Here is a 23,029-nt window from a genome sequence, read left to right as displayed (position 1 = left end):
GCCGGGACATCAGAACGGCAACAGCGTGTCTAGCAGTTCCTGCCCCCAGCGCGGCCTCTGCATGTCGGCGATCACGCCGCGCCCGCCATAGGCGATGCGGGCCTCCGCCAGCCGGTCGTGGCGCACCGTGTTGTCGGAGGCGATGTCCTGCGGCCGGATGATCCCGCTGACCGTCAGGTCGCGCAGGTCCGAATTGACCCGCACCTGCTGGCGCCCGTTCACCACCAGGTTCCCGTTCGGCAGCAGCTGCACGACCGTCGCCGCGACGTTCACCGTCACGCGTTCGTTGCGCTGGGTCTGGCCCGTGCCGGTCGCGTTCTGCGACCCGTTGGTGGTCACCAGGCGCGACGGGTCGATCGTGTTCGGGAAGACCGTCGGGAAGGAGCTCGGCAGGCCGAACAGGCGCGGGATGCCCATCTCGTCGGTGCCGTTGCGCTGCCGCTCGGTGTTGTTGCGGAACTGCGCCTCGTCCTGGATCGCGACGAGGATGGTGACGAGATCGCCGACCTGCGCCGCGCGCTGGTCGCGCAGGAAGGTCCGGCTGCCCGGGCGCCACAGCGAATTGGCCGAGGCCGGCGGCTGGTTCAGCGCCGGCGTCGGCATGCTGACCGGCCGCCAGTTCGGGTCGTCCGTCGGGTTCTCGATCGCCGCCATCGCCGGCGGCCGGCCGAGGTCCGACAGCCTCTGGCACCCCGCCAGCGCCAGGCCGGCCAGCAGCAACGCCATGCTCCTCATCGCAGGCTCCCCACCCGGACGCGCCCTGGTCCTACGACCTGCGCCTCCACGACCACGCGGCTGACCAGGTTCATCACGGGCAGGCTCGCGCCGCGCGGCGCGCCTTCCATCGCGCGGCCCTGCGCGGTCAGCGCCATGCCGGGGATGTCGTAGATCATCGTCACGGTCTGCCCGCGCTCGATCGCCAGCGGCGTCGAGAGGTCGGCCAGCATGATCGGCTGGTCCGCCGCGGCGGGGCGGCGCAGCGCCTGGCCCACCACCTGCTCCGGCTCCTGCGCCGATCCCGGGCGGAGCCGTCCCGCGGGAATGCGGGCCTGTCGCACATCCTGCGCACGCATCACCTCGCCCAGCGCCAACCGGCGGGTCGCGACCAGCACCGGGACCGTCGCCACGACGCGACCGGCCAGCCGCACGCGCTGCGTCGGCATGCCCTCCGCCACGATCGCGAGCGTCGCGGCGAAGCGCGCCCCCGGCAGGTCCAGCACAGCGCCTTCCACCGCGAGCTGGACGAAGGCGCGTTCAGGCACCATGGGCGGCGCGAAGGCCTGGATCTCGAGCTCCGCCTCCTCCTCCAGCCCCTGGCCGCGCAGCGCGCCGCGCAGCGCCAGCACGATCTCGTCGCGCGAGAGCTGCCGGCCCGGTCTTTCCAGGACCACGCGCTCCCCGCCGCCGACCGGCCGCCAGGCGATGCCGTTGGCGCGTGCGATGGCGGCGATCTGCGCGGTCTCGATGACCTGCCGGCCGCCCGGCGCCGGCGCCGGGCCGAGCACGACCGCGGCGCGCGGCCCCGCATTGTCGAACAGGTCCGACAGCCGCACGACGGCGTCGTCCACGACCGCGAAGGGGCGCAGCGTCGCGAGCTCCCCGCGCGCCGGCGCGGCGAGCAGCGCGAAGGCCAGGACGAGCCACCGCATCGCCGTCACCGCAGCCTCGAGATGGTGGAGAGCATCTCGTCGCTGGCGGAGATGACGCGGCTGTTCATCTCATAGGCGCGCTGCGCAGTGATCAGGGAGGTGATCTCCTGCACCACGTTGACGTTCGACGTCTCGATGAAGCCCTGCATCACCTGGCCGTAGCCCGCCGTTCCCGGCGCGGCCTGCTGCGCCTGGCCGGAGGCCGGCGTCGCCAGCAGCAGGTTGTCGCCAACCGCTTCCAGCCCGCCCTCGTTGGCGAAGATCGCGAGCTGGATCTGCCCTACGTTCTGCGGCTGCACCTGGCCGTCGATCTTGGCCAGCACCTCGCCGCTGGCATTGATCGTGACGTCCGTCGCATTGGCCGGGATGGTCACGCCGGGCTGCACGACGAAGCCGTCGGCGGTCACGATCACGCCTTCCGGCGAGAGCGAGAAGGTGCCGTCGCGCGTATAGGCCGTCTCGCCCGAGGGCAGCTGCACCTGGAAATAGCCGTTGCCCCGGATCGCGAGGTCGAAGCGGTTGCCGGTCTGGCTCAGGCTGCCCTGCTCGGCGATGCGGTAGACCGCGCCGGTCTTAACGCCAAGGCCGACCTGCGCGCCGGACGGCAGCACCGATCCCGTATCGGCGGACTGCGACCCCACGCGGCGGAGGTTCTGGTAGAGCAGGTCCTGGAACTCCGCGCGCCGGCGCTTGTAGCCGGTGGTGCTCATGTTCGCGATGTTGTTGGAGATGACCTCGACATTGGTCTGCTGGGCCATCATGCCGGTGCCGGCGATGTGGAGAGAGCGCATCGGTCAGTCTCCTCAGCGCCGCCGCAGCACGCGTTCGACGACGGTACCGAGCCGCTCGCCTTCGCGTTCCGCCATCTGAGAGACGAACTGGAATTGCCGGAGGTCCTCGGTCAGGCGCGTGAGCTCCAGGACGGGGCGGACATTGCTGCCTTCCACCGTGCCCTGGACGACGCCCGGCCGCTCCACGGGCTGGGCCTGCTGGCCTTCGGGGGCAGCGAAGTTGCGCTCGCCTTCCGCGCGCAGCCGCTGCACATCGTCGAAGCGCACGATGCGGAGCTGCCCGACCGGCCCTGCCTCGGTCGAGACGCTGCCGTCGCCCCTGATCTCGATGCGGCTCGATCCCGGCTCCAGCCGGATCGGCTGGCCGTTGGTTCCGAGCACCGCATTGCCGTCGGGGTCCACCACGCGCCCCTGCACGTCGAGGCTGAAGCGGCCGGCGCGGGTATAGCGCTCACCGCGCGGCGTCGCGACAGCGAGGAAGGCGTCCTGGTCGGACAGCGCGACATCGAGCGGATTGCCGGTGCGCTGCAGCGGCGCGGCGCTGCCGTCGCGCCAGGTCGCGCGGTCCTGCGCGAAGGCGAGCTCGCGCCCGCCGCGCGGCGCATCCGCATCCACCTGGCGCTCCAGCATGGTGCCGAAGACTGGCCGCGAGGCCCGGAAGCCCGGCGTGTCGGCGTTCGCGATGTTGTTGGCGGTCACCGCCGTCATCCGCTGCGCGGCAACGAGGCGGGAGAGGACAATGTAGCCCGGGCTGTCCATGCGGCATGCTCCTGCAGGTCAGATCGGGTACGCCTGCGCAACCGGCGTGCCAGGCTTCCCGACGCGTCCTGCGCCCTCCGCTGCAGCCCGAGCGGAAGAAATTGCCGCCGGCCGGCAACACCGTGCTGCGTCTCAAGCCTTCCTTAAGCGACCCGGCCCCAGAAACGTCGCGACCCCTGCAGGAGGCGTTCGGGCACGGCATGTCGGCCGAGGAGGCGAAACCGGAAGGCGGCGAGACGCCGGCGACGAAGAAGGGCGGCAGGAAGAAGCTGATGCTTCTCGCGCTCCCCGTGGTGGTGGCCGCGATCGGCGCGGGGCTCTGGTTCTCCGGCGTGCTCAAGCCGCTGCTCGGCGGCGACCACGCGCAGGAAACGGCGGAGGCCGCAACACCCCCGGCGCCGCAGCCCGCCTTCGTGGACCTGCCCGACATCGTCTCCAATCTGAATGCGCCGGGCCGCCGCGCGAGCTTCGTGCGCGTGAAGGCGAAGCTGGAAGTCTCCCGGCAGGAGGACGTCGCCACCGTGCAGGCAGCGATGCCGCGGCTGATCGACCTGTTCTCCACCTATCTGCGGGAAGTCCGGCCGGAGGAGCTGCGCGGCAGCGCCGGATCCCACCGCCTGCGGGAGGAACTGATTGCGCGCGCGAGCCTCGCGGCCGCGCCGGCCCGCGTCACCGACGTGCTCTTCGTGGAGATCCTGGTGCAGTGAGCGGGACCGACGACGACATGGCGGCCGCCTGGGGGGCCGCGCTGGAACAGGAAGCCGCCGGCGCGCCCCCCGCGGCGCCGGAAAGCACCCGCGTGCTGAACCAGGCCGAGATCGACAGCCTGCTCGGCTTCGACAGCGGTCCCGCCTCCGACCGTGCGCAGAGCGGGATCGAGCGCATCATCTCCTCCGGCCTCGTCGCCTATGAACGCCTGCCGATGCTGGAGATCGTCTTCGACCGCCTGGTGCGGCTGATGACGACGACGCTTCGCAACTTCACATCGGACAATGTCGAGATCTCGATCGACGCCATGGCGTCGCAGCGCTTCGGCGACTACCTCAACTCCATCCCGCTGCCGGCCATGCTCGCGGTCTTCCGCGCGGAGCAGTGGGACAATTACGGCCTGATCGTCGTGGATTCGGCGCTGATCTACTCCGTCGTGGACGTCCTGCTCGGCGGCCGGCGCGGCACCGCGGCGATGCGCATCGAGGGCCGCCCCTACACCACCATCGAGCGCACCCTCGTCGAGCGCCTGATCACCGTCGTGCTCGGCGACCTCAAGGCCGCCTTCGAGCCGCTCTGCGAGGTGGATTTCCACTTCGACCGGCTGGAGGTGAACCCCCGCTTCGCCGCGATCTCCCGCCTGTCCAACGCCGCCGTGCTGTCGCGCATGCATATCGAGATGGAGGATCGCGGCGGCCGGCTCGAGGTCCTGCTGCCCTATGCCACGCTCGAGCCCGTGCGCGAGTTGCTGTTGCAGCAATTCATGGGCGAGCGCTTCGGCCGCGACAGCATCTGGGAGACCCATCTGGCGGAGGAGCTGCGCCAGACCGACGTCGCGCTCGACGTCGTGCTGGACGAGCAGACCATGCCGCTGAGCCAGGTGCTGGACCTGCGCGTCGGCGACCGCATCCTGCTGGCCTCGCCGCCCGGCGCGCCCGTGAAGCTGCGCTGCGGTGAGGTTGCCTTGTTCGAGGCGCAGCTCGGCAGGCGCGAAAGCCGCCTGGCGGTCCGCATCGAGAAGGCGCGGCCGGTGCCGCTGCTGCCGGAGGAAGCGGCATGACGCTGATCGAGTGGATCTTCCAAGGGCTTCTGCTGGTCCTGCTTGCTGGCCTGATCCCCTTCGCCTGGCGGCTGGAACGGCGCATCGCGGTGCTGCGCGCGGAAGGCGGCGGCCTGGCCGAAGGCGCGCGCGGGATGGCGGAGGCGACCGAGGCGGCGGAGGCCGCGCTCGCGCGCCTGCGCGCCACCACCGAGCAATCCGGCCGCCTGGTCGCGGAGCGCATCGCAACGGCCGAGAAGCTGCGCGACGACCTGGCCTTTCTGGTCGAGCGGTCGGAGGTGCTGGCCGACCGGATGGACCGGCTGGTGCGTGCCGCCCGGCCGATTGGCGCCGAGCCCGTCGCCGCCGCGCCGGCGCCATCCGTGCGCAGCGACGCCGAGCGCGACCTGCTGCGCGCGCTCAAGGGGCTGCGCTGAGATGAAGCGGTTCCGCCCGCGCCTGCTGCCGCTCGCGATCGCGACCGCCGCGCTGCTGGTGCTGGTGAAGGCGGAACGGCTGCTGGGCTCGGCGGTCGCGCCGCTGGAAGTGGCGGTGATGGCGCCGCCGGCCGCGCCGCGGGCCATGCTCGCCGCCCGTGCCGCGGATGCGCCGCCGCCGCCGCGCCAGGCCGCGGCACCCGCCGTGCAGCCCGCGCCGGTGCCCCAGGCCGCGCCACAACCCACCGCCGAGCAGCTTGCGGAACGCGCGGTGCTGGAGACGCTGCGCGCCCGCCGGGCGGAGCTCGAGGCGCGGGAACAGGTGGCGTCGCAGCGCGAGGTCATCCTCGCTGCCGCCGAACGCCGCCTGACCCAGCGGATCGAGGAACTCACCCAGCTCCAGTCCCGCCTGGAAACCCTGGAACGGGACCGCGCCGCGCGGGAGGAAGCGGGGCTGCGCGGGCTGGTGCGGCTCTACGAGGGCATGCGACCGCGCGACGCCGCGGTGATCTTCGACGAGCTCGAGATGCCGGTCCTGCTGCCCATCGCCGACCGCATGCGCGAGGCCAAGGCGGCGCCGATCCTGGCCGCGATGAAGCCCGACCGGGCCCGCGCTCTGACCGGCGAGCTGGCCAGGCTGCGCGCCGAAAGGGTCGAACAGGAACGCCGCTCGTCCCAGCAGGCGTCGCGGTGAACGCGTTCGCGAAGCCTTCATGCGGGTGCGGCAGGCTGCGCGCGCGTCCCGCCAGGACGGCGACCACAACAGGGTGACCCCGGAAATGGACAAGAACACGCCCGTCCTGATCGTGGACGACTACAAGACGATGCTCCGCATCATCCGCAACCTGCTCAAGCAGCTCGACATCGAGAATGTCGAGGAGGCGACCGATGGCCAGGAAGCGCTGGCCAAGCTGCGCAACGGGAATTTCGGCCTGGTCATCAGCGACTGGAACATGGCGCCGATGACGGGGCTCGACCTGCTGAAGGAAGTCCGTGCGGACGCCAGGCTGAAGCACACGCCCTTCATCATGATCACCGCCGAGAGCAAGACGGAGAACGTGGTCGCCGCCAAGCAGGCCGGCGTCTCCAACTACATCGTCAAGCCCTTCAACGCGGAGACGCTGCGCGAGAAGATCGAGAAGGTGCTCGTGCATGCCTGACGGGACCCCCGATCCCCGGATCGAGGCCGCGGTGCGCGCCGTGCTCGGCAGCATGGCCGGCGACCTGACCGCGACCGAGGCCGCGCTGCTCGCCGAGCTCGAGGCGCTCGGCCGCACCGTGGTGCGCGCGAAGGAGGAAGTGGCGCGCCTGAAGGTGGAGGACATCACCGACAGCCACATCCCCTCCGCCACCGACGAGCTCGACGCCATCGTGGACCACACCGCCCAGGCGACGAACGAGATCCTGGATTGCTGCGAGGTGCTGGAGAAGGTCGCGGGCGACGTCGGCGCCGCGCAGGCGGCCGCCCTGCAGGGTGTGATCACGCGCATCTACGAGGCCTGTTCCTTCCAGGACATCACGGGCCAGCGCATCGGGAAGGTTGTCGCGGCGCTGAAGGCGATCGAGCAGCGCGTCGCCGCGGTCTCCGGCCGCTACCATCCCGCCGCGGCCGACGACGCGCCGACCACCGAGGGCCGCGCGCTGGCCAACGGCCCGCAGCTGCCCGGTGCCGGCGTCAGCCAGGCCGACATCGACCGCCTGCTGGCAGATCTCTGATGGTCCGTGCGGCCCTTCTCCTGATCCTGCTACTGGCGCCGGGTCTCGCTTTGGGGCAGTCGCGGGTGGGCGTGCGGACCGGCGATCATCCGACCTTCGGCCGCGTCGTCTTCGACTTTCCCCGCGAGACCGGCTTCCTCCTGGAGGAGGAGGAAGGCCGCGTGGTGATCCGCTTCGCGGAAGCGGCCGAGTTCGACCTCGGTGCCCGCCGCCTGCCGCGCAACGCGCGCGGGATAGAGGCCGCGGGCGACAGCGCGACCATCGCGCTCGCGCCGGGTGCCCGCGCGCGCGCCTTCCGCCTCGGGCCGCGCGTGGTGGTGGACCTGCTCGATGGAACGGAGCCACCGCCTGCCCAGGCCGAGGCGCGTCCTTCGCCGCGACCCGAACCGCGCGCCGCGGCGCCGCGGCCGGCGCCGGCCCCCGCAACGACGGCACGCGCAGCACCTGCGCCCGCGCCAACGCCGCAATCGTCCGCGCCCGCCTTGGCCCTGCCGTCGCCGCCCGTCGCCGCACCGCCGCTTGCCGAACCGGCCGCCGTGCAGCAGGCGGCGCCCGTCGCTCCGGCGCCGCCGCGCGCCACGCCACTTCGCCTGCAGGACGGCGCCCTCGTCATCCCTGTCGCGGCCGAGACCGGCGCCGCCCTGCTGCGTCGTGGCGATACCTGGATGGTCGTGCTCGACGAGCCGCTGACGCTTGATCCCGTGGGGTTGCGCGACACGCGCCTTGCCCATGCCGAACTCGCTGCCGGTCCGCGCGCGACCGTGCTGCGCATTCCCGCCGAGGCGATAGCCCGCCCGCGCCTGCGTCGCGAGCGCGCGGCCTGGCTGCTCGACGACGCGCCGGAGGACGCCGCGCTCCGCGCAATCCAGCCCGAGATCGAGCGCGGCCCGCCGCCACGCCTGCTGCTGCGTGCCGCGCGCGCCGCCGAGACTGTCGTCGTGCTGGATCCCGAGACCGGCGGCGCGCTGCTGGTGGGGACCATGCGCGACGGCAACGAGGCGACGCCGCGCGGCCGCCGCGCCGCGACTTTCGACATCCTGCCGACGCGCCTCGGCGCCGCCATCCTGCCGCGGGCCGACACCGTCGCGCTGCGCGCGCTGCCAATGGGGTTCGTGGCTTCGCCGGGTCCGGGCGCGGCGCTCGGCCTCGGCGCCGATCCTGCGCCGGACGACGCGCAGCACCTCTCCCGCCTCTTCGACCTGCCGGCGGAAGCGCTGCCCGCACTTCTGCAGCGCGAGCGCAATGCCGGCCTCGACGTCGCCGGCGCGCCGCCGCTCGGCCGCGGCCTCGCGCGCATCCGCCACGCCGAGGCGCTGCTTGCGCTCGGCCTCGGCGCGGAAGCCCAGGCCATGGCGACGCTCGCGCTGCGCGAGGATCCGCGCCTGGCAGAGGAGCCGCGCGCCCAGGCCCTGCAGGCCGCCGCCGCCCTCGTCGCCGGCCGCCTCGCGGAGGCCGAGGCACTGCTCAACCCGCGCCTGCCCGACAGCGACGAGGCCGCGCTGTGGCGTGGCCTGCTGCTCGCCGCGCGGAACGACGCAGAACGGGGCGCGCCCGGAATCGCGGCCGGCCTGCCGATCCTCCGCGCCTGGCCGGAGCCGCTGCGCGCGCGCCTCGCGCCGCTCGCCGCCGAGGCGCTGGCGGAGGCGAACGAGACCGCCGCCGCGCGCCGCCTGGTTGCGGGCCAAGACGAGAACCCGGCCTTTGCGCTGGCCCGCGCGCGGCTACTGGATTCGTCAGGCGATTCCGCGGCGCTGGACGCCTATGAGGCGATCGCGCGCGGCCGCGACCGCCGGGCGCGCGCCATCGCGATGCGCCGCGCGGCAGAGATGAAGCTTGCCGCCGGCACGTTAGACGCGGCCGGCGCGGCGGGCGCGATGGAGGCGGTGCTCGCGGCCTGGCGCGGCGACGCGCTGGAAAGCGCGGCACGACTGCGCCTGGCGGAGCTTCGCCGGCAGGCCGGCGATCCCCGTGGCGCACTGGATGCACTGCGCGATACCGAGCGGCTCTTCCCCGATCTCGCTGCCACGCTGAGGCCACTGCAGGGCGACGCGCTGCTCGCCGCGCTCTCGGCCGAACCGCCGCTCTCCGCCGTCGCGCTGTTCGAGGCGAATCGCAATCTGCTGCCGAACGGCGGCCGCACGGCGGAGGTGCTGGCCGCGCTGGCGGAACGCTTCGCCGCGCTCGACCTGCCGGATCGCGCGCGCTCGCTTCTGGGACAGGCACTGGCGCGCGCCGAAGCGCCCGAGGCGCGCGCCGCGATCGGCCTGCGCTTGGCCGCGCTCGCGCTCGAGGGCGGCGATCCCGGCGCGGCCCGCGCCGCGCTGGCGGACACCGACGCTCCGGGATTGCCGGACGCGCTGCGCGCCGCGCGCGCGCTGGCCGATGCGCGCGCGCTGGCGCGGATGGGCGCGGCCGAGCAGGCCGTCACGCGCTTTCGCGAGGCCGGGCCCGAGGCGGCACCGGAGCTCGCCGAATTCCTCGCCTCGCGGCAGGACTGGGCGCCCGCCGCGGCCGTGCTGCGCGCCCATCTCGACACGCTGGCGCCGGGGCCGCTTTCCGACGCGGCGCGCCGCCTGGTCGCGCGCAGCGCGGCGCTGCTGGCGCTGGCCGGCGACGAGACGGGCCTCGCGGCGCTGCGCGAATCGCATGCCGACCGGATGGCCGGTACGCCGGAGGCAGAGACCTTCGACCTGCTGACGGCCGGCCGCGCGGGCGGTGTTGCAGACCTGCCGCGGCTGCGCCAGCAGCTCGAACTCGCCCGCCTGCTGCCGCAGCGGCTGGAGACCTTGCGGACAGCACCCGCGGCGGCAAGGTAAGTCACCGGCTGCCCCCCGGGGGGCGCCGGTAAAGCCCCGCGTGGCCGGCTGGGGTCACCCGCGTTTTTTCCGTCCCCGGGGGGCGATTATGGCTTGCGCCCCCGACCCCCTTGCCCCATATGCGCCCGCCGTTGACCCCACGAGGTGCCGCGCCCGCGGCCACCAAGGTCATCTGCTGGCTGGAAGGGGTCCAGAGAATGGAATCTCTCGTCCAACCGGGGATGGTCTCGGATCTGCCGAGCGACACCCGGATCGACACCGTGCTGCCCGAAGTGGAGCGCGACTATTTCATCAATCGCGGCGGCCTTCGCTATGCCGGCGTGCATCTGATCGTGGATCTCTGGGGCGCGACGCGGCTCGACGATCCCGACCACATCGATGCGGTGCTGCGCGAAGGCGCGCTGACCGCGGGGGCGACGATCCTGCACGGGCATTTCCACCACTTCTCGCCCAATGGCGGGGTGTCGGGGGTGCTGGTGCTGGCGGAAAGCCACATCTCCATCCACACCTGGCCCGAGCGCGACTATGCCGCGATCGACATCTTCATGTGCGGCGACTGCGACCCCGCGAAGGCCCTGCCTGCGATCAAGAAGGGCTTCCAGCCCGAGCGCGTGCAGCTTGCCGAGCACAAGCGCGGCCTGATCGGCTGACGCCAACGCCTCGACGGTGTAGAGGGGCCGGGCCGCAAGGTCCGGCCCTTTTTCCATGACAATCGGATGACACCATGCCGACCGATTCCTGGGTGAACGAGACGCTCTACGCGGATTGGGGCCAGCGTTTCCTGGTCAAGCGCGAGCTCGCCCGCGTGAAGTCCGGCTTCCAGGACATCATGGTGTTCGAAAGCCACAGCCATGGCCGCGTCATGCTTCTCGACGGCGTTGTCCAGATCACGGAGACGGACGAGTTCGTCTACCAAGAGATGATCGCGCACGTCCCCCTGCTGGCGCATGGCACGGCCAGGCGCGTGCTGATCATCGGCGCCGGCGACGGCGGCGTGCTGAAGCGAGTGCTGCAGCACCGAACGGTCGAGAAGGCCGTCATGGTCGAGATCGACGGCGAGGTGATCCGGCTCGCGAAGGAATTCCTCCCCGGCATCGCCGGCGACGCCTGGACCGACCCGCGGGCGGAGGTGATCGTCGGCGATGGCATCGATCACGTTCGCCAGGCGCCGGCCGAGTCCTTCGACGCGATCATCGTGGACAGCACCGATCCCATCGGCGTCGGCGAGGTGCTCTTCACCGACGAGTTCTACGGGAATTGCGCGCGTATCCTGACCGATCGCGGCGTCGTCGTGAACCAGTGCGGCGTGCCCGCGATGCAGGCCGACGAGCTGCGCGAGACCTCGCTACGCCGGGCAAAGTCTTTCGCCGACGTCTCGGCCTATGTCGCGGCGGTGCCGACCTATGTCGGCGGCTTCATGACGCTGGGCTGGGCGGCGAAGGACGCGTCGCTGCGCCAGGTGCCGGTGGAGGAGATTCGCCGCCGGGCGGAGGTCGCGGGCGTGCTCGACACCACGGGATACTGGACGCCCGAAATCCATCTCGGCGCGTTCAATCTGCCGCCCTATATCGCGCGGCACCTGCCACGGCGGTGAGTCGACGCCGGAGCGCCCGGTGGGTCAGGCCTCGGCGGAGGCGATCTGCGACGCCTTGGCGTTGGTGATCACATTGAGCCTGGCGCGCGATCCATAGACCTCGCGCAAGGTGCGCTTCACCGCCTCCTTCGCCGCCGTGAAGCGCACATCGGCGCCGTCCACGCCGTGCTGCTTCTCGACCGCAGCCTTGATCAGTTCCCGCACGCCCGTGTCCAGCTGGCCGCAGGCCTCGCTCGGGACCAGCTTGCCCGCGACGTAGACGCCCTGGCTGATGCCGAGCAGCCAGTTGACCTCGCGCGGCAGGGTAAAGCCCGCGAGATCGGCGGAGCCCGTCAGCACGAGGGCGAACAGCACGACGACGCTGAACAGCAGGGCCTGGATGCGTGTCACGTCGATCTCGCCGTCGGACGCGATCACGTCGCCCCAGTTCGGCATGTTGTCGTTGACGTCCACCACCCCGAGCCGGAGCAGCACCGCTTCCGTCTCGTAGGACACGGCCCGCTTCGCGCTGGCCAGTCTGGCAAGCGCCGTGCTGGCGCCGGTGATGCCGAGAAGCGTCAGCAGGTCGGTGGAGAAGCCGACCAGAATACCGGTCCGCATGTAGACATACAGCAGGAGGCTGGCGACGACGGTCGAGAACAGCAGGAGCTGCAGCCGGCCCAGGCTTCCGTTGCCAAGGCCGTCCTGGCTGATGAAGACCGGGTCGGCCGCGCGGAACAGCTTCCAGAGCACGCGGCCGCGGTGCAGCGGCGTGCGCAGCGCTTCGCGCAGGGGTGTCGGCGCGTCGGGCGAGGCGATGCCGGGGTGGGCGCGCCGCCACGCGTCCTGCATTCGCTTCGCGTTCCGCCGCCACGCCCAGAACGCGAGGAAGAGCCAGCCCGCGACGGCGAAGGCCACCGTGGAAGCGACCGCGAAGCCCCAGTCGTTCAGCCTGACCGGCACCGCCGCGAAGCCGACGGGCTGGAAGTCGGGGCGGCAGGCCAGGACGACAAGCTGCCAGCCTTCCGAGAAGAACACTGAACGGCGGGTGCGCTCCGGCGTGAAGACCCGGAGCAGGGCGGTCGTATCGTCGCGCCGGACGAGTTCGGCCAGCACGGCCGCCCGGGCGTAGTCGTCCTCCCGGCCGGTGCGTCTGATCAGGCGCTCCTGGCTTCTTGCCGCCGCGATGAAGCGTACCTCGGACCACTCCCGCGGCGACATGCCCGTCGGCGCCTGGACGACGAGCAGCACCCCGAACCCGGTTGCCGCGCCGTCCTGCGCGGAACGGTCGATACGGCCGACCAGCTGTGTCGGCGGCCGGACCCGGGCGCTGACGTCCAGTGTCGCGTCGAGCAGCGCCCGCGCATCAAGTCCCGCGCAGCTCGCCAGGGTGTCCTGCGCGGATGCCGTGCCGTGCCAGAGCAGCGCTGCCAGAAGCCCGATCCTCGACCAGCGCATCCGTCCCTCCGGCCCCGCCCGGCGCAGCTTATGCCCGGCCGCACGGAACCGCGAAGCGCTTTGCTGCGCCGGGGAGGGACTTCGCGCGAGCGCAACAACAAGGACGGCGGCGCCCCGGTCTCGCCTGCCTTTACTGCACGAAGCCCTGCACAAGGCTGCCCGCCACCAGCCGCCAGCCATCCACCAGCACGAAGAAGGCCAGCTTGAACGGCAGCGCGACCACCGTCGGCGGCAGCATCATCATGCCGAGCGACATCAGCACGCTTGCCGCCACGAGGTCGATCACCAGGAAGGGCAGGAAGAGCAGGAAGCCGATCTCGAAGGCACGGCGGAGTTCCCCGACGAGGAAGGCCGGCATCAGCGCGCGCCAGGGCGCCTCGGCCGCCGGGGCCGCCGGCATGCCGCCGAGGTCGAGAAAGAGCGCGAGGTCGGCGTCGCGGACCTGCGCCGCCATGAAGCGGCGGAAGGGCTCGGCCGCGGCGATCACGCCCTGCACCTCGTCCAGCCGGCCCTCCGACATCGGCTGGATGCCCTGTTCCCAGCTCGCGACCAGCGCCGGTTCCATGACGAACAGCGTCAGGAACAGCGCGAGCGCGATCAGCACCGGGTTGGGCGGGATGGCCGGCGCGCCGATCGCGCTGCGCAGCAGCGACAGCACGATGATGATGCGCGCGAAGGCCGTGACCATCACCAGCAGGGCAGGGGCCAGCGACAGCACGCCGATCAGCGCGGTCAGCTGGATCAGCCGCGCGGTGGAACCGCCGCCCGTCGCGCCGAGATCGAGGCTGATCCCCTGGGCGGCCGCGGTCCCCGGCAGGAGCAGGAGCAGGAGCAGGAGCAGCGCGATCCTCATGCCTGCGTCTCCGGCAGCCAGCCCACGACCTGGTCCTGCGCGCCGCCGGTGAGCAACAGCAGGTGCTTCCCGTCGCAGCGCACCAGCAGCAGCCGCCGGCGCCCGTCGAGCGCGACCGCCTCCTCGATGCCGAGCCGCGCGCCGCCGCGCGCCATGCCCGCCGCGCGCAAACCGCGCAACGCCAGCACCAGCGCGCCGAGCACGCCGGCGAGGGCGAGTGCGGCGGTCAACAGGCCGTTCCAGCCGATCTCTTGCATGCGGTCTCCATCCTGGGACGCGCGGTGGGTGACGGGGTCAGGCCGGATCCAGCTGCGAGGCCAGCCGATTGACCTGGAACAGCAGCTCCTCGAGCGCCGGGCGCAGCCGCTTCGCTTCGGGCGGGTCGAGCGCCATCATCGCGGCGCACAGCATCGCGCAATCGCGCTCCAGCCCCGCGAGCTCGATCATCCGGCCGCTTTCGACGAGGGCGCGCGCCACGGCCACGGTGCCGCCCAGCGTCTCGATCGCGGCGAGCACGGCTTCGGCATGGCGGGCGGAAGGCTGGGTCAGGTCCATGCGCCAGGGGTGTAGAGGGAAGGAATGAAGGGAACATTGCGCGCTGCGCTCTTACCCTTCCTTTACCAACGCCGGCCCATAGCGGCGCGCATGGATGGCATCGCAGGCTTCACAGGTGGGCGGCAGCGCGGCGGGGTGCACCCGCGCGGCGTCGGGATAGGCGGCGCGCCGGCCGGGCAGGCAGCGGGCAACCCGCTGGCGCTCGCGGCGCGGCGGCTGGACTGGCTCGACCGGCGGCAGGCGGTGCTGGCGCAGAACGTCGCCAATGCCGACACGCCGCGCTTCCGCCCCTCGGACCTCGCGCCCTTCGCGCAGGAACTCGCGGGGCAGATGCGGCTCGCCCTTGCCCGGACGCAGGCTGGGCACGGCGCGGGCAGCCCGGCCTCGGCCTCGGGTGCGCGGCCGGAGCGCCGGCCGGCGGAGGTTTCGCCGGACGGCAACGCCGTCTCCCTGGACCGGGAGGCGGTGCGCATCGCGGAGACGGATACGGCGCACCAGCTCGCCATGGCGGTGCACCAGCGATTCACCGGCATGTTCCGCACGACGCTCGGGCGCTGACGGTGCGGGCGGAGAGGAGGATTAGGTCATGTACCTCGATCTGGCGTTGCGCATCTCCGCCGCCGGCATGGCGGCGCAGGCGACGCGGCTGAGAGTGGTGGCGGAGAACCTGGCGAACCGCGACAGCACCGGCGAATCGCCGGGTGCCGACCCCTATCGCCGCCGCACCGTGACCTTCGCCAATACGATGGACCGGATGCTCGGCGCGCAGACCGTCGCCGTCGCCGGCATCGGCACCCAGCCCGGCGACTTCCCCACGCGCTACGAGCCCGGTCATCCCGCCGCGGATGCGGAGGGCTACGTGAAGACCCCCAATGTGGACAGCCTGATCGAGGTCATGGACATGCGAGAGGCGCAGCGCAGCTACAGCGCGAACCTGTCCGTGCTGGAGACGACGCGGGCTATGCTGACCCGCACGATCGAGGCGCTGCGCTGATGACGAGCGTCGCCGCCGCCGCGGCCGCCGCCTATCGCGCCGCCGCGGGCGCCGGGGCCGCGCCGCCCGCGGGAGAAGGCGGCTTCGGCGGCATGCTGCAGCGCGCGCTGGAACAGGGCGTGGAGGTCGGCCGCAGTGCCGAGACCGCGTCCACCGCGGCGATGCTAGGGCAGGGCAGTGTCACCGACGCGGTGCTGGCGATCTCGCGCGCGGAGCTCGCACTGCAGACGACGGTCGCGGTCAGGGATCGCGTCGTCGCCGCCTACCAGGACGTCATGAGGATGCCGATCTAGCGCCGACCCCCACCCCTGGCCCCCGCGCAAGCGGGGGAGGGAGCGTTGCGCCGGTTTCCCGCGGGCGCTCCCCGCCGGACCCAGCACTCCACCGGAGAAAACCTCCGTGAGCACGGAAGAAGCCCTGGCGCAGTCGCTGCGCGAAACGCTGATCGTGGCGCTCCAGGCCATGGGCCCGCCGCTGCTGGCGGTGCTCGTCGTCGGCCTCGCCGTCTCCATTCTGCAGGCCCTGACGCAGGTGCAGGAAGCGACCCTCGCCTTCTTGCCGAAGCTCATCGTCTGCGGCGCGGTCATGTTGCTGCTCGGGCCGATGACGCTCGGCGCCATGCGCGGCTGGACCGAGATGCTGTTCGACCGCGCCGTCGAGATCGGCGGCATGAAGTGACGGAGAGCGATCTCCAGCTCGTCCGCGATCTGCCCGCGCTCGCCTTCCAGGCCATGCTGGTCTTCGCCCGCATCGGCGCAGCGGCGATGCTGCTGCCCGGGCTCGGCGAGCAGGAGATCCCCGCCCGCATCCGGCTCTCCCTTGCGCTGGCCATCACCGCCGCGCTGCTGCCCGGGCTGCCCTCCGCCCCCGACGACACGGCCGAGGCCGCGCGGCTGGTCGCGCAGGAAGTCGTCGCCGGGCTCTGGTTCGGCGGGCTCGCGCGGCTCGCGGCGCTCGCGCTCGCCATCGCCGGCCAGGCTATCGCGGCGCTGATCGGGCTGCAGGGGATGATGGTCTCCGACCCCGAGATCGGCGGCCAGGCCACCGCCATGGCGCGCGCCTTCGGCCTGGTCTCGGCCGTGCTCGTGCTTGGCACCGGGCTGCACGCCGTCGCGCTCCGCGCGCTGGCCGACACCTATGTCGTGCTGCCCGCCGGCGCGCCGCTGCCGCTCGGCACCGTCGCGGGTTCGGTGGCGCAGGCCGGCGCGGCCTCGCTCTCGCTCGCGCTGCGCCTCGCCGCGCCCTTCGTCATCGCCGCCGTGGTGCTGAACATCGCGCTCGGCCTGCTGTCGCGCCTGGTGCCGCAGGTCCAGACCTTCTTCGTCGTGGTGCCCGGCCAGATCCTGGCGGGGCTGGCGCTGCTCGCGCTCCTCGCGCCGGCGATGCTGCTGACCTATGGCGCGGCATTGAGCCAGGCCTTCATGGCGCTGCCCGGCGCGCGCTGATGGCAGAGGAGGACGCCCCCGACGCCGCCGACCGCTCGGAAGCCGCCACACCGCGGCGGATCGAGCGCGCGCGCGAACAGGGCCAGGTCGCGCTCTCGCGCGAGGCCACGGGCTTCGCCGCGCTGCTCGCCGCCGCGCTCGCGGCCTGGCTCGTGCTGCCGGCGCAGGGGACGGAGCTGATGAAGGCGATGCGCGCCCTGCTTTCGCGCGCGCATGAGATCGAGATGGCGGACGGCGCCGCGGCGCTGGGCTGGCGCGCGCTGCTGCTGGTCGGCGCGGTCGCCGGCGCGGCGGGTTTCGCCGCCGTCGCGGCGACGCTGCTGCAGACGCGCGGCCTCGTCTCGGCGCAGTCGCTCGCGCCCCGGCTCGACAAGCTCGATCCCTGGTCGGGGCTGAAGCGCATCCTGGGCGCGGAGGGTGCGATCGAGTTCATCCGCAGCCTGCTCAAGCTCGGCGTCGTAGGCGCCGCGCTATGGGTGGCGCTCGGCGATCCCGCCTCGCTGCAGGGCGCGCTGCACCTGCCCGCCGGCGCGATGCTGCTGGAAGCCGCGCGGCAGACCGGGCGGCTGATGGTGGCGACGCTCCTCGCCTTCGCCGGCGTCGCGGTGCTGGACCTGCTCTGGGTCAGGCTGCGCCTGATGCGCCAGCTCCGCATGACGCGGCAGGAATTGCGGGAGGAGGTGAAGGAGAACGAGGGCGATCCGGCCTTGCGCGCGAAGCGGCGCCAGATCCGCGAAAGCCGTGCGCGGGTGCGAATGATGGCCGCCGTGCCGCGCGCCGCCGTCGTCATCACCAACCCCACCCACTACGCCGTCGCGCTGTCCTATGAAGGCGGCGACGCCGCGCCCACGGTCGTCGCCAAGGGCGTGGACGAGCTTGCCGCGCGCATCCGCGCCAGGGCCGAGGAATCCGGCGTCCCCCTGGTCGCCAACCCGCCGCTGGCCCGCGCGCTGCACCGGGTCGAGGTCGGTGCCGAGATCCCCGCCGAGCACTACCAGGCGGTCGCCGAGGTCATCGCCTTCGTCTGGCGACGCGCCGGCGCCGCGGCTCCGCAACGATCTTGATCCCCGAAGCGGCGCCCACATGTATGGGTTGATAAGCGCGGGTTCCGCCACAACCGGAGGGGGCATGCATGGGTGACCGCGCGGAATCGCGATGGGGGCTCGATGCGTTGCTGCGCGGCGTTGCTGGCCGCACCGAGGCGGGTCCGCTGCTGCGCGCCGTGCTGGACGCGTCCTCGCCCGGGCTCGCGCTGCTGGACGACCAGGACCGGCTGGTCGCCTGGAATCCGGAACTCGCGCGGCTCTGTGGCCCGACGCTGCCGCTGCGCGCGGGCATGCCGGCGGTCGCGCTGATCGAGCCCAGCCTGCGCGACGGCACCGCCGCGGCGCTTGATGCCGGGCGGCGCGTGGAGGCCGCGCTCGCCTCGGCCGGCGCGCCGCAGGTGCAGGTGGAACGCCGCCCGCTGCCCGGGCGCGAGCATCTCGCGCTGCTGCGCGTCAGCGCGCTGGCCGCCGCCGAGCAGACCGTGCGCAACGCCGCCGCCGCCCGGCTGCAATCCGTCGGCGCGCTGGCCGGCGGGATCGCGCATGATTTCAACAATCTCCTCAGCGCCATCGGCGGCAGCGCGGAAGCCGCCCTCGCGCGCGAGCCCGACGGACCTGCGGCGCCGGATCTCCGCCAGATCATGGAATCGGCCGCGCGCGGCGCGGCGCTGGTGCGCCAGCTCCTCGCCTTCGCCCGCCAGCAGGCGCTGCAGCCGCGCGTCGTCGAGCTCAACGACGCCGTCGGCGCGATGGCGGCGCTGCTGCGCCGGCTGCTCGGCAGCCGCGTGCGGCTCAGCCTCGAGCTCGACGAGCCCGGACGGCGCGTGCGCATAGACCCTACGCAGCTCGACCAGGTCATCATGAACCTGGCGCTCAACGCGCGCGACGCCATGCCGGGCGGCGGCAGCCTGCGCATCGCGACCGGCCACGCCGTGGTGCTGCAGCCCGAGCCGCTGGGGCAGGAGGAACTGCCGCCCGGCCGCTACGTCACGGTGGAGGTCTCGGACACCGGCGGCGGCATCCCGCCGGAACTCCTGCCGCGCATCTTCGACCCCTTCTTCACGACGAAGCGGGAGCAGGGCGGCAGTGGGCTCGGCCTGTCCACCGTGCACGGCATTGTCCGCCAGTCCGGCGGCTTCATCGCCGCCGAGAGCCGGCCCGGCGAGGGTTCGACCTTCCGCATCTGGCTCCCCCGCCACGAAGGTGCGGCGGACGCCGCCGCGCCCCTCATAGCCGCCCCGGTTGCCGCCGTGCCCGCCGCGCCGCCGGCGCTGCCGTCCGGCGCGCCGGTGCTGCTGGTCGAGGACGAGCCACCCCTGCTGCGGCTGGCCGAACGCGCGCTGCGCCGCGCCGGCTTCGAGGTGATGACGGCGACCTCGGCGGAGGAGGCGCTGGAGATGCTGGACACCCAGGCCGTGAAGCCGGCCGCGCTGGTTTCCGACGTCGTGATGCCGGGGCTGGACGGGCTCGGCCTCGCCGCCAGGCTGCGCGAACGCGACCCCGACCTACCGGTGCTGCTGGTCTCCGGCTACGCCGAGGCCGCGCTTGGCCGCGACCTCGCGGCGGAGAAGCTGCGGCTGCTGCCCAAGCCCTATGGGCTTTCGGACCTGGTGGCGGAACTGCGCGCCATCCTGCCGGCCGACGCGCCCGCCGCGGCGGGGTAGGGGGCGACTCCGCGCGTCTGGTAAGGCGGGCGTGGAACCCAGCGTTCCACCTGCGTGTTTCCTAAATGTTCTTGTATGGCGGGGTGGATTGGGTCATATTCCGTCCAGGCCGCAGTGCGGTTGTGGCGCGTCGCCGCGCTCGACTTCGATGTGGCGCAGATGTTACCAGCAGTGGTAACGTCTGCTCAGAATGCGCTTATTGGTTGATAAGTCCTTCAATTGAGACCGGAGAGCCATCCCATGGACAAGACGAAGGCCCTGGACGCCGCGCTGAGCCAGATCGAGAGGGCCTTCGGCAAGGGCTCCATCATGCGCATGGGCAACAAGGCCGCCGACGAGGAGATCGAGGTCATCTCGACCGGCTCCCTCGGCCTCGACCTCGCGCTCGGCATCGGCGGCCTACCGAAGGGCCGCATCGTGGAGATCTACGGTCCGGAAAGCTCGGGCAAGACGACGCTCGCGCTGCACGCCATCGCGGAAGCCCAGAAGCGCGGCGGCACCTGCGCCTTCATCGACGCCGAGCACGCGCTCGACCCCGGCTATGCCCGCAAGCTCGGCGTGGACGTGGACAACCTGCTGATCAGCCAGCCCGACGCCGGCGAGCAGGCGCTTGAGATCGCCGACACGCTGGTGCGCTCCGGCGCGGTGGACGTGCTGGTGGTGGACAGCGTCGCGGCGCTCGTGCCCCGCGCCGAGCTCGAGGGCGAGATGGGCGACAGCCATGTCGGCCTGCATGCCCGCCTGATGTCGCAGGCGCTGCGCAAGCTGACGGGCAGCGTGTCGCGCTCCAACACGCTGCTGATCTTCCTGAACCAGATCCGCCTCAAGATCGGCGTGATGTTCGGCAACCCCGAGACCACCACGGGCGGCAACGCGCTGAAGTTCTATGCGTCCGTGCGCATGGAGATCCGGCGCATCGGCTCCATCAAGGAACGCGACACCGTCACCGGCAACCAGACCCGCGTGAAGGTGGTGAAGAACAAGATGGCGCCGCCGTTCCGCCAGGTGGAGTTCGACATCATGTATGGCGAGGGCATCTCCAAGGTCGGCGAGCTCATCGACCTCGGCGTGAAGGCCGGCGTCGTCGAGAAGTCGGGTGCCTGGTTCAGCTGCGACAGCCAGCGCATCGGCCAGGGGCGCGAGAACGCGAAGCAGTTCATGCGCGACAACCCCGCGGTCGCCGAAAGCGTGGAGAAGCGCATCCGCGACCAGGCCGCGGGCCTGGCCAATGCCATGCTCGCCGGCGAGGAGAGCGAGGCGGCGGCGGCGGAGTAGCGCAAGCGCCTCCCCCTATCGAGGGGGAGGCGCGTCCCGCTGCCGCGGGCATTGCATGACGGGCCCTAGCGCACGCCGGCGAGCATCAGGCCCGTCTCGTAATGCGTGCGGTCCTCGAGGCGGGCCATCGGGTTGCGCGCGATCGCGCGCGCCAGGGTGAAGTCCGGCTCGATCTCCGCCAGCCGCGCGCGCCAGGCCGCGGCCTCCGACGCCGCGCCCATGTGCCCCAGTGCGCTGAGCACGACCTTGTAGGGATAGCTGATGGCGGGCTGCAGCGCGATCGCCTGGCGCGCGACCTCCGCGGCCTCCTCGTGCCGGCCGAGCAGCAGCAGCGGGATGCCGCGCGCCGCGTCGAAGAAGAAGGCATGCGGGTGCAGCGGTGAAAGCTGCTTGTAGCGATCGAGCCGCTGCAGCGCCCGCTCATGCTCGCCGAGATAGCTCTCCGTCATGCCGGAGAAGACCCAGGCCATCGCGAGGTTGGGGTTCAGCGCCAGCGCGCGCTCGTGCAGCGCCCGTGCCTCCGGCAGGCTGTGGTGGAGATAGGCGCGGACATGGCCGTGGATGGTCAGTGCCTGCGCGTCCTGCGGGTCGAGCCCGATGGCGCGGCTCGCCAGCCGCTCGGCCTCGGCGAAGGCCTGCCCGTTCCGCGACCAGCCCTGGCCGACCAGGAACAGATGCCAATAGGCGTGCCAGGAGAAGGCCGGCGCATAATCCGGGTCGAGCGCCGTCGCGCGTTCCAGCAGGGCGCCGGCTTCCAGGAATCCGTCGCGGTCCAGCCGGTGCAGGGCGGGAATCGCGCGCAGCAGCAGGTCGTAGGCGGTCGGCGCCACGCTGCGCCGCTGCGTCGCGCGCTCGGCCTCGATCAGCAGGATCTCCGGGTCGATGCGCGCGACGAGCTCGGCGGCGGTCTGGTCCTGCAGCGCCAGCATGTCGCCGGTCTCGCTCTCGAAGCGCTGGCTCCAGACGATAGTGGCGGGCGGGCGGAGGTCCGTGAGCTGGAGCGAGACGCGGACCCGCGCGCCGCTGCGCTGCACGGTGCCGCCAAGCAGGAAGTCCAGGCCGAGCTCCTCGGCCGCCTTCGTCTCGCCGAGCCGTGCCGAGGCCGCGGCGAGCGAGGCGCCGTCCGCGACGAAGAGCCAGCGGAACCGCGCGAGCGCGGTCGCGATCTCCTCGGCCAGCCCGATGGCGAGATGCGCCTCGGTCTCGGTCCCGAGCACGCGCAGCGGCAGCACGCCGAGCCGCGCGCCGCGCGCGCTGCGCGGCCTGGCGGAGGCCGCGAGGGGGGCTGCGGGGGTGGTCGGGTCGCCGCCGCGGGCAGCGGGCGCGGCGCCGCGTTCCGTCGCCGCCGCGACGCCGGGCGCGGCCGACAGCGCGCGATGCTGCTCCTCCGCCGCTAGGGCACCGGCGCGGTCGCCGGCCTCGCGCAGCGCGGAGATCAGGGCGCGCCAGGCCTCGGCATGCCGCATGTCGAGCTCGAGCAGCCGCCGAGCGGCCGCGGCGACGGCCGCCGGCCCCTCCGCCGTGGCAAGCATGGCGGCCGCACGCGTCGCCGCGGCCTGGCGCAGGCGGGCGCGCTGCTCCGCCAGCCAGGCGTCGAAGGCGGCGTCGAGCCCGTCCATGTCCACCAGCAGTTCGTCCGTCAGCAGGTCGAGCGCGTCGGCCTTGCCCGGGCGGGCGCGCATCAGCTCCACGGCGTCGGTCCAGACGAGATCGCCGCGCAGCGCGACCGTCTCCCGCGTCGAGACGAGCAGCGGCACGCCGATCGGGGCGAGGCTCTCGGACAGCTCATGCACGGCCTGGCGGAGCGAGCCGCGCTGCTGTTCCTCGCCGCGCCGGGACCAGAGCAGTTCCGCCAGGCGCCCGCGCGGCACGGGCTGGCCCCTCGCCATGGCGAGCACGGCGAGCAGCGCACGGGTCTTCCGCGCCCGGGGCAGGACCGGAAGCGCGGCGAGGCTCCAGGCCTCCATCCGTCCGATCAGCACGAGACGCAGGCGCGGGAAGGCATCCGGCGACGGGGTGTCGCCGTGGGGCGTGCGGAGCGGCAGGATGGCAGACATCGTCCCGACCATCCCCAAATAGTAGCTAATTTATGCCGCCGATACAGCCACCAGTTGATAAAAAGAGATACGGCGTCGCTGCGGAGGAGGCTTTACCAAACGATTTCCAAGTCTGCTCTCTCTTCGGTTGCATTGACGCGATCACTGCCACCGCCCGTCTCGGCACTTTGGTCCGCTCGTTTCCGGTTCAAAAG

Annotated in this window: 26 protein-coding genes; 17 read left to right on the top strand and 9 right to left on the bottom strand. The window is 72.5% G+C overall.

All coding sequences use genetic code 11. The annotated features are described in order from the left end of the window. Positions 1 to 9 precede the first annotated feature (9 nt). From flgH to ACLF3M_RS04050, 4 genes are read right to left on the bottom strand one after another with little or no spacing between them, the layout of a single operon-like run. Positions 10 to 735, bottom strand: coding sequence for a flagellar basal body L-ring protein FlgH (gene flgH, locus ACLF3M_RS04065; RefSeq protein WP_430655571.1), 726 nt, complete (start codon positions 733 to 735; stop codon positions 10 to 12). Further along, the gene (gene flgA, locus ACLF3M_RS04060) at positions 732 to 1,649 is read right to left on the bottom strand and encodes a flagellar basal body P-ring formation chaperone FlgA (RefSeq protein ID WP_430655570.1); all 918 of its coding nucleotides are present in this window, start codon (positions 1,647 to 1,649) and stop codon (positions 732 to 734) included. Before flgA ends, flgH begins: the two co-directional genes overlap by 4 nt. Before the next feature lie 5 nt (positions 1,650 to 1,654). After that, entirely contained in the window at positions 1,655 to 2,440 is a 786-nt protein-coding gene (flgG, locus tag ACLF3M_RS04055; protein WP_430655569.1) for a flagellar basal-body rod protein FlgG, read from the bottom strand. A 12-nt stretch (positions 2,441 to 2,452) separates the two neighbouring features. Beyond that, complete coding sequence (locus ACLF3M_RS04050) at positions 2,453 to 3,199, bottom strand: flagellar hook-basal body complex protein (protein WP_430655568.1); 747 nt, start codon at positions 3,197 to 3,199, stop codon at positions 2,453 to 2,455. A gap of 200 nt (positions 3,200 to 3,399) precedes the next feature. Here ACLF3M_RS04050 and ACLF3M_RS04045 point away from each other — a divergent pair, with 200 nt between their 5' ends. The 9 genes from ACLF3M_RS04045 to speE all read left to right on the top strand — a co-directional run bounded on the left by ACLF3M_RS04045 (position 3,400) and on the right by speE (position 11,509). Then, the gene (locus ACLF3M_RS04045; protein ID WP_430655567.1) at positions 3,400 to 3,906 is read left to right on the top strand and encodes a flagellar basal body-associated FliL family protein; all 507 of its coding nucleotides are present in this window, start codon (positions 3,400 to 3,402) and stop codon (positions 3,904 to 3,906) included. After that, complete coding sequence (gene fliM / locus ACLF3M_RS04040; protein WP_430655566.1) at positions 3,903 to 4,967, top strand: flagellar motor switch protein FliM; 1,065 nt, start codon at positions 3,903 to 3,905, stop codon at positions 4,965 to 4,967. The genes ACLF3M_RS04045 and fliM overlap by 4 nt, the downstream gene beginning before the upstream one ends. Next, positions 4,964 to 5,383 carry a DUF6468 domain-containing protein gene (locus ACLF3M_RS04035; RefSeq protein WP_430655565.1) on the top strand — a complete coding sequence of 140 codons (420 nt, stop codon included), beginning with the start codon at positions 4,964 to 4,966 and terminating at the stop codon, positions 5,381 to 5,383. Before fliM ends, ACLF3M_RS04035 begins: the two co-directional genes overlap by 4 nt. 1 nt (position 5,384) lies before the next feature. Continuing rightward, positions 5,385 to 6,077, top strand: coding sequence for a MotE family protein (locus tag ACLF3M_RS04030; protein ID WP_430655564.1), 693 nt, complete (start codon positions 5,385 to 5,387; stop codon positions 6,075 to 6,077). An 85-nt stretch (positions 6,078 to 6,162) separates the two neighbouring features. Next, on the top strand, positions 6,163 to 6,543 hold the full coding sequence (locus ACLF3M_RS04025; protein ID WP_430655563.1) for a chemotaxis response regulator CheY: 381 nt from the start codon (positions 6,163 to 6,165) through the stop codon (positions 6,541 to 6,543). Continuing rightward, positions 6,536 to 7,099, top strand: coding sequence for a protein phosphatase CheZ (locus tag ACLF3M_RS04020; RefSeq protein WP_430655562.1), 564 nt, complete (start codon positions 6,536 to 6,538; stop codon positions 7,097 to 7,099). Before ACLF3M_RS04025 ends, ACLF3M_RS04020 begins: the two co-directional genes overlap by 8 nt. Beyond that, positions 7,099 to 9,915 (top strand): hypothetical protein, encoded by a 2,817-nt coding sequence (locus tag ACLF3M_RS04015; protein WP_430655561.1) that lies wholly within the window; start codon positions 7,099 to 7,101, stop codon positions 9,913 to 9,915. Before ACLF3M_RS04020 ends, ACLF3M_RS04015 begins: the two co-directional genes overlap by 1 nt. A gap of 197 nt (positions 9,916 to 10,112) precedes the next feature. Next, entirely contained in the window at positions 10,113 to 10,565 is a 453-nt protein-coding gene (gene speD, locus ACLF3M_RS04010; protein ID WP_430655560.1) for an adenosylmethionine decarboxylase, read from the top strand. A 74-nt stretch (positions 10,566 to 10,639) separates the two neighbouring features. Continuing rightward, positions 10,640 to 11,509: a polyamine aminopropyltransferase gene (speE, locus tag ACLF3M_RS04005; protein ID WP_430655559.1), complete on the top strand. Its 870-nt coding sequence runs from the start codon at positions 10,640 to 10,642 to the stop codon at positions 11,507 to 11,509. 24 nt (positions 11,510 to 11,533) lie between these two features. Here speE and ACLF3M_RS04000 read toward each other — a convergent pair whose 3' ends face one another. From ACLF3M_RS04000 to ACLF3M_RS03985, 4 genes are all read right to left on the bottom strand, one after another. Next, positions 11,534 to 12,946 (bottom strand): hypothetical protein, encoded by a 1,413-nt coding sequence (locus ACLF3M_RS04000; RefSeq protein WP_430655558.1) that lies wholly within the window; start codon positions 12,944 to 12,946, stop codon positions 11,534 to 11,536. Positions 12,947 to 13,076: 130 nt separating this feature from the next. Beyond that, a complete protein-coding gene (gene fliP / locus ACLF3M_RS03995) occupies positions 13,077 to 13,799 on the bottom strand; it encodes a flagellar type III secretion system pore protein FliP (RefSeq protein ID WP_430655557.1) in 723 nt (240 codons plus the stop codon). Further along, positions 13,796 to 14,056, bottom strand: coding sequence for a hypothetical protein (locus tag ACLF3M_RS03990; RefSeq protein ID WP_430655556.1), 261 nt, complete (start codon positions 14,054 to 14,056; stop codon positions 13,796 to 13,798). The genes fliP and ACLF3M_RS03990 overlap by 4 nt, the downstream gene beginning before the upstream one ends. Positions 14,057 to 14,093: 37 nt before the next feature. Beyond that, the gene (locus ACLF3M_RS03985) at positions 14,094 to 14,354 is read right to left on the bottom strand and encodes a hypothetical protein (protein WP_430655555.1); all 261 of its coding nucleotides are present in this window, start codon (positions 14,352 to 14,354) and stop codon (positions 14,094 to 14,096) included. A 90-nt stretch (positions 14,355 to 14,444) separates the two neighbouring features. Here ACLF3M_RS03985 and flgB point away from each other — a divergent pair, with 90 nt between their 5' ends. The 8 genes from flgB to recA all read left to right on the top strand — a co-directional run bounded on the left by flgB (position 14,445) and on the right by recA (position 20,778). Then, positions 14,445 to 14,912, top strand: coding sequence for a flagellar basal body rod protein FlgB (flgB, locus tag ACLF3M_RS03980; RefSeq protein ID WP_430655554.1), 468 nt, complete (start codon positions 14,445 to 14,447; stop codon positions 14,910 to 14,912). 28 nt (positions 14,913 to 14,940) lie between these two features. After that, a complete protein-coding gene (flgC, locus tag ACLF3M_RS03975) occupies positions 14,941 to 15,348 on the top strand; it encodes a flagellar basal body rod protein FlgC (RefSeq protein WP_430655553.1) in 408 nt (135 codons plus the stop codon). Then, positions 15,348 to 15,641 carry a flagellar hook-basal body complex protein FliE gene (locus ACLF3M_RS03970; RefSeq protein WP_430655552.1) on the top strand — a complete coding sequence of 98 codons (294 nt, stop codon included), beginning with the start codon at positions 15,348 to 15,350 and terminating at the stop codon, positions 15,639 to 15,641. Before flgC ends, ACLF3M_RS03970 begins: the two co-directional genes overlap by 1 nt. A gap of 106 nt (positions 15,642 to 15,747) precedes the next feature. Continuing rightward, positions 15,748 to 16,026 (top strand): flagellar biosynthetic protein FliQ, encoded by a 279-nt coding sequence (locus ACLF3M_RS03965; protein ID WP_430655551.1) that lies wholly within the window; start codon positions 15,748 to 15,750, stop codon positions 16,024 to 16,026. Further along, positions 16,023 to 16,793, top strand: a complete 771-nt coding sequence (locus ACLF3M_RS03960; protein WP_430655550.1) for a flagellar biosynthetic protein FliR — start codon at positions 16,023 to 16,025, stop codon at positions 16,791 to 16,793. Before ACLF3M_RS03965 ends, ACLF3M_RS03960 begins: the two co-directional genes overlap by 4 nt. Continuing rightward, complete coding sequence (locus tag ACLF3M_RS03955; RefSeq protein ID WP_430655549.1) at positions 16,793 to 17,857, top strand: EscU/YscU/HrcU family type III secretion system export apparatus switch protein; 1,065 nt, start codon at positions 16,793 to 16,795, stop codon at positions 17,855 to 17,857. Before ACLF3M_RS03960 ends, ACLF3M_RS03955 begins: the two co-directional genes overlap by 1 nt. 68 nt (positions 17,858 to 17,925) lie before the next feature. Then, a complete protein-coding gene (locus ACLF3M_RS03950; protein WP_430655548.1) occupies positions 17,926 to 19,503 on the top strand; it encodes an ATP-binding protein in 1,578 nt (525 codons plus the stop codon). Between the two features lie 240 nt (positions 19,504 to 19,743). Next, on the top strand, positions 19,744 to 20,778 hold the full coding sequence (recA, locus tag ACLF3M_RS03945; protein ID WP_430655547.1) for a recombinase RecA: 1,035 nt from the start codon (positions 19,744 to 19,746) through the stop codon (positions 20,776 to 20,778). 65 nt (positions 20,779 to 20,843) lie between these two features. On the opposite strand, the gene ACLF3M_RS03940 is transcribed toward recA, so the two are convergent. Beyond that, positions 20,844 to 22,835, bottom strand: a complete 1,992-nt coding sequence (locus tag ACLF3M_RS03940; RefSeq protein ID WP_430655546.1) for a hypothetical protein — start codon at positions 22,833 to 22,835, stop codon at positions 20,844 to 20,846. Between the last annotated feature and the right edge of the window lie 194 nt (positions 22,836 to 23,029).

It is taken from the genome of Falsiroseomonas sp. HW251 (assembly GCF_050563545.1).
In the GTDB taxonomy this organism is placed as follows: domain Bacteria; phylum Pseudomonadota; class Alphaproteobacteria; order Acetobacterales; family Acetobacteraceae; genus Falsiroseomonas.
Note: the sequence above shows the minus strand (reverse complement) of the source record. Positions and strands in the feature narration are given on the sequence as shown.

Excerpts from the sequence above, each read along its gene's own strand:
- ACLF3M_RS04030 (WP_430655564.1), top strand. The coding sequence starts at position 5,385 with ATGAAGCGGTTCCGCCCGCGCCTGCTGCCGCTCGCGATCGCGACCGCC.
- speD (WP_430655560.1), top strand. The coding sequence starts at position 10,113 with ATGGAATCTCTCGTCCAACCGGGGATGGTCTCGGATCTGCCGAGCGAC.
- ACLF3M_RS04020 (WP_430655562.1), top strand. The coding sequence starts at position 6,536 with ATGCCTGACGGGACCCCCGATCCCCGGATCGAGGCCGCGGTGCGCGCC.
- ACLF3M_RS03955 (WP_430655549.1), top strand. The coding sequence starts at position 16,793 with ATGGCAGAGGAGGACGCCCCCGACGCCGCCGACCGCTCGGAAGCCGCC.
- ACLF3M_RS03950 (WP_430655548.1), top strand. The coding sequence starts at position 17,926 with ATGGGTGACCGCGCGGAATCGCGATGGGGGCTCGATGCGTTGCTGCGC.
- ACLF3M_RS04025 (WP_430655563.1), top strand. The coding sequence starts at position 6,163 with ATGGACAAGAACACGCCCGTCCTGATCGTGGACGACTACAAGACGATG.
- flgB (WP_430655554.1), top strand. The coding sequence starts at position 14,445 with ATGGATGGCATCGCAGGCTTCACAGGTGGGCGGCAGCGCGGCGGGGTG.
- ACLF3M_RS03985 (WP_430655555.1), bottom strand. The coding sequence starts at position 14,354 with ATGGACCTGACCCAGCCTTCCGCCCGCCATGCCGAAGCCGTGCTCGCC.
- ACLF3M_RS03970 (WP_430655552.1), top strand. The coding sequence starts at position 15,348 with ATGACGAGCGTCGCCGCCGCCGCGGCCGCCGCCTATCGCGCCGCCGCG.
- flgC (WP_430655553.1), top strand. The coding sequence starts at position 14,941 with ATGTACCTCGATCTGGCGTTGCGCATCTCCGCCGCCGGCATGGCGGCG.
- speE (WP_430655559.1), top strand. The coding sequence starts at position 10,640 with ATGCCGACCGATTCCTGGGTGAACGAGACGCTCTACGCGGATTGGGGC.
- flgA (WP_430655570.1), bottom strand. The coding sequence starts at position 1,649 with ATGCGGTGGCTCGTCCTGGCCTTCGCGCTGCTCGCCGCGCCGGCGCGC.
- ACLF3M_RS03940 (WP_430655546.1), bottom strand. The coding sequence starts at position 22,835 with ATGTCTGCCATCCTGCCGCTCCGCACGCCCCACGGCGACACCCCGTCG.
- ACLF3M_RS04000 (WP_430655558.1), bottom strand. The coding sequence starts at position 12,946 with ATGCGCTGGTCGAGGATCGGGCTTCTGGCAGCGCTGCTCTGGCACGGC.
- ACLF3M_RS04045 (WP_430655567.1), top strand. The coding sequence starts at position 3,400 with ATGTCGGCCGAGGAGGCGAAACCGGAAGGCGGCGAGACGCCGGCGACG.
- flgH (WP_430655571.1), bottom strand. The coding sequence starts at position 735 with ATGAGGAGCATGGCGTTGCTGCTGGCCGGCCTGGCGCTGGCGGGGTGC.
- recA (WP_430655547.1), top strand. The coding sequence starts at position 19,744 with ATGGACAAGACGAAGGCCCTGGACGCCGCGCTGAGCCAGATCGAGAGG.
- ACLF3M_RS04050 (WP_430655568.1), bottom strand. The coding sequence starts at position 3,199 with ATGGACAGCCCGGGCTACATTGTCCTCTCCCGCCTCGTTGCCGCGCAG.
- fliP (WP_430655557.1), bottom strand. The coding sequence starts at position 13,799 with ATGAGGATCGCGCTGCTCCTGCTCCTGCTCCTGCTCCTGCCGGGGACC.
- ACLF3M_RS04015 (WP_430655561.1), top strand. The coding sequence starts at position 7,099 with ATGGTCCGTGCGGCCCTTCTCCTGATCCTGCTACTGGCGCCGGGTCTC.
- ACLF3M_RS04035 (WP_430655565.1), top strand. The coding sequence starts at position 4,964 with ATGACGCTGATCGAGTGGATCTTCCAAGGGCTTCTGCTGGTCCTGCTT.
- ACLF3M_RS03990 (WP_430655556.1), bottom strand. The coding sequence starts at position 14,056 with ATGCAAGAGATCGGCTGGAACGGCCTGTTGACCGCCGCACTCGCCCTC.
- flgG (WP_430655569.1), bottom strand. The coding sequence starts at position 2,440 with ATGCGCTCTCTCCACATCGCCGGCACCGGCATGATGGCCCAGCAGACC.